This window comes from Infirmifilum sp., from assembly GCF_049970975.1.
GTDB classification, from domain to species: domain Archaea; phylum Thermoproteota; class Thermoprotei; order Thermofilales; family Thermofilaceae; genus Thermofilum; species Thermofilum uzonense.
This window is the reverse complement of sequence record NZ_JBMFLX010000118.1, coordinates 1-3,860: the sequence shown is the minus strand read 5'-3', so window position 1 is coordinate 3,860 and position 3,860 is coordinate 1. Positions and strand designations below refer to the sequence as shown.

4 protein-coding genes are annotated in these 3,860 nt (G+C 49.1%); all 4 read right to left on the bottom strand.

Annotated elements, in window-relative coordinates; genetic code table 11:
* Window positions 1-688: hypothetical protein (locus ACP5KC_RS09255; RefSeq protein WP_428287357.1), on the bottom strand; the 688-nt coding region annotated here is incomplete at its 3' end.
* 41 nt (window positions 689-729) lie between these two features.
* Window positions 730-1,527 (bottom strand): energy-coupling factor transporter transmembrane component T family protein, encoded by a 798-nt coding sequence (locus ACP5KC_RS09250; RefSeq protein ID WP_428287356.1) that lies wholly within the window; start codon window positions 1,525-1,527, stop codon window positions 730-732.
* Between the two features lie 5 nt (window positions 1,528-1,532).
* Window positions 1,533-2,102: an ECF transporter S component gene (locus ACP5KC_RS09245; protein ID WP_236944915.1), complete on the bottom strand. Its 570-nt coding sequence runs from the start codon at window positions 2,100-2,102 to the stop codon at window positions 1,533-1,535.
* Window positions 2,103-2,128: 26 nt separating this feature from the next.
* The gene (locus tag ACP5KC_RS09240; protein WP_424739105.1) at window positions 2,129-3,736 is read right to left on the bottom strand and encodes an ABC transporter ATP-binding protein; all 1,608 of its coding nucleotides are present in this window, start codon (window positions 3,734-3,736) and stop codon (window positions 2,129-2,131) included.
* Between the last annotated feature and the right edge of the window lie 124 nt (window positions 3,737-3,860).

Genomic DNA, 3,860 nt, shown 5'->3' with positions numbered 1-3,860 from the left:
TGCCGAAGCCGGCTCTCGAGGGACTGTTGTTGAACACCTCCTCAACGTGGAAGATGTAGGTTGGCCTGTTCTCTCTTGCCTCTGGGGGAGTATAGTGGAAAGCGTCATGAACCAAGTTTACAAATCGATGATAATCATCGTCGAGATGTATGCTTATACTGCATCTCACCTCGAAGCTTATGGCGGGGGGCTGGTAGAAAACCAGGCATGCCTTTCTCGATCTCTGGACTATTCTCCATGTGTGTTTTGAAGAATGGGGTATTCTTAGGGCTAGCTCAAGGCTTGCCATCTTCTCAAAGTCAACTCTTTCCTCGGCCATCCCCCTAGGGAGGTATATGTAGTCTAGGAGAAGCTTTATGCCACGCCTTGAGTATTCTTCAAGTATTTCTTTTTCTCGCTCTGGGTGAGCGGCTAAGGCTTCATCTGCTACTTTGATGTGTTCCTCAAACTTTCTAGAGGCCTCAGCCAGGAACTCCTTCTTTAGGACATACCCGACACCTATTACCTTCCCGTTTACCTCGATAGTCCCGTTGTCCTGGAGTGCAGCGGTACACAATACGGGATTATGCCTCGTGAACTCCAACTGGAGCCTGTAGGGGTCAATCGACGCTCCTTCCAGGATTTGAGAAACCAGTGCACGCCTAGCGAAATAGTTCCATTCGATGAACTCCCGTGGTAGTTGAACCATTGCCTCTCAAAGATTTCTTAAAATAAAAAATTTTGCCCGAACTAGCGGGAAAATACTGTTCTTGTGAGAAGTATAGAAACGAAGACTAGAGAACCTATAGCTATGAGCAGGTAATCCCTCCTCCTCATCCTGAGTTGACGATACCACGTGTGGCACCCTGATGCGCCAAACCCTCTTAGCTCCATGGCGTCGGCTATATCGTAGACGTTTAGAGCAGCGCTGAGTGTGACGGGCAATATAAGTGGTATCACGCGAAGTACTCTTCCAAGGGGGTTATTCCCCCCGCTCGGCCTATAGCCTCTAGCCATCTGGGCCTCCAAAGTCTTTCTCAGTTCGCCTATCATCTCTGGAATGTAACGGAAGCTAAGCTCCACTACATAGGCGGCTTTGTAGGGTAGGCCCATTTGCCCAAAGGCTGGTGCGTAGAGGTTTGGGGGTGTTGTGAAAACGAGGGTTAAGGTTACGGAGGCTATGGAGAGGAGCCTGACTACAGGGGTTATTGAGCTTATCAGGTTCTCATAGGTAACCTTAATAGGGCCGGCTTGGAGTAGGGTGTGTCCCTCCTTTGGATACAACAGTGTAAGCACAAAGAGGTTGAGAAAGGACAGAAATACAACTATGAGGAAAATGAATTTCCACGTGGGTAGCGTCTTCCTCAGGGGTAGGCGAGCAAGAGAGTAGAAACCAATGGATAGTAGAAGCAATAACAAGACTTCGAAGAGATTAGAGGCGACCAGTGTTGAGGCGATGAATAGAAAAACAAAAATTATTTTAGCCCTTGGGTCAAGCCTGTGTACGACACTGTCTCCCTCAATATACCGGACGATGTTTTCACTCATACCAGTTAAGCCCTTCTAGCCCTGCCCCGCGCGGCCTGATAGTAAGCGGCTACCAAAATTGGGGTCAGTATTGCTCCGTTTAACGCGTCTGTTACAGCGGCGGGTAGGAATAAGGCGTAGATTGCTTCTTCTATAGTGGAGATACCGTACCCAAATATGTAGTCGGTGAATGACGCGAAGCCCATCCCGATGATCGAGCCGATTACGGCTAGGACAGCACTCCAAACCAAGCCTAGACGGGTACTTCTTTTATCCTCGGGTAGTATATAGACTATGAGGCCTGGTATAAGGCCTAGTAACCCGTTGCCAACGTCCCAGTTCCACCAGAAGCCTCCCCATGATATTGCATCGCTGATAATATTTCCCAGAAAGCCTGAAACAAACCCCACCAATGGGCCAAAGACGTAGCCGAAAAACATGGGAATTGCCACGCTCGGCCGGAGCGCTACAAGTTGTGTACCGGGAAGCTGGAGCATATTGAAGAAGACGTTAAGGGCTGCGTAGAGAGCTGTCCCCACAGCCATAGCGACAATCGTGACAGTGCTAATACCGCCCCGTTGCGTTTTCGCCGTCACAATCTAATTAATTTGTATTATTCATTTTAAGCGTTTTGCAACATCCTTTCTAAGTCCTTCTTCCGATAGACGCGCCTACCACCCGAGAGCTCACGGCCCAACCTTATAAGCTGGGTTTCACGGAGGCTACCCTCCTTCAACACCTTCTCATCTGCTAGAATCTCAACTGTAGGCCCGTCAGCGATTACCCTCCCCCTGGAAAGGACGACCGTCCTACTAGTGTACTCGAGTGCAATGTCCACGTCATGGGTTATCAGAACAAGCGTTTTAACCTTCTCTAAACCCGTCACGAAGTCGAGAAACCTCATATAGTTCGCGTAGTCTTGTCCAGCCGTGGGCTCATCCAGGATAAGGACGCGGGGGTACATTGTTAGAACCGCCCCTACACATATACGCTTCTTTTCCCCATAGCTCGACGCGAAAGGCGATGCGTTTAACAGGTGCTGGATACCACAGGCCCTTGAAACCTCTGATACCCGCTCCTCAATTTCTTCTCTAGTTACACCCAGGTTTCTTGGACCGAAAGCCAGCTCCTCTTTGACGGTTCGAGCGAAAAGCATTGAGTAGGGGTCTTGGACGACCAGCCCTATCTTCCCTGCCAGCTCATAGGGTTCCTTTTGTCTCGTATCCTCTCCATCTATAAGAACTCTACCTCTCGAGGGTTTAAGCAAACCGAGAATGTGCTTGGCTAAAGTCGATTTCCCAGCCCCATTGTTACCGAGAAGAGCTACCCGCTCACCCTCACGGATCTTCAAATTAATTGCCTCGAGGGCGTATCGAAGACCATCATAGCTGAAGTAGACGTCCTCAAACACAATAACTTCCTTTCCGAGGCTTACTTCTCCCTCATCTAAAACTTGAAAACCCCTTGAAACACCCAACCCTCTAGGATAAAGGTAACCAGAGGGCACGCGAACCTTATCCTTAAACTCGATGAGTCCCTCAGGGGAATCCAGTTCCTTTACAATCCTCCCGTTCTCCATGACGATAATCCTATCTATATCGACGCCCTCGACGACCTCCTCCGTTCTATGTTCAGCTATTATCACTGTCTTCCCTCTACGCCTAAACTCCGCAATCTGGCCAAGTACAAGGCTAACCCCATCACTGTCAAGATTCGCCAGGGGCTCGTCGAGAAGGATAATCTCAGGATCCATCGCCAGAATCCCTGCAAATACAACCCTCTGTTTCTCCCCACCGCTCAGCGCATTTATATCCCTCCCGGCTAGGTGGAGAGCCCCAACAGCTTTCAGGCTAGCCTCCACTCTCCTTGCGACCTCCTCTCTAGGGAGACACAGGTTCGCGGGTCCAAACGCAACGTCGTCCTCCACGGTCTGCGCCACAAGCTGCCTGCTAACCTCCTGCATAACCGTCCCAACAGTCTTAGCAAGGATCTGGGGCGTTGATTCAGCTACGTCAAGGCCAGCGACGCGGACTCTACCAGTGTATTCCCCTAAATATCTGTGAGGTATTAACCCATTTATAGCCCTTATAAGCGTAGACTTCCCGCATCCACTCGGGCCGACAAGGAGAACAGTCTCTCCTTCATCGATTGAAAGGCTAACCTTCTCCAAGGCAAACCTCTGGCTACCCAGGTACTTAAAGGTGAGATTGTCTACCTCGATAAGTGGCACAACTTAACCTAGCTTAACCAATTTTATTATTTACGGTTCATCTCTTGATCAAATAAAAGAAAAAGTGAAGCTGGGAATAATGAGTGTTTCCTATATAGTGAAAGCCTTTTATATTATATATATT

Coding starts and splice junctions, on each gene's coding strand:
- ACP5KC_RS09250 (WP_428287356.1), bottom strand. CDS start 1,527: ATGAGTGAAAACATCGTCCGGTATATTGAGGGAGACAGTGTCGTACAC.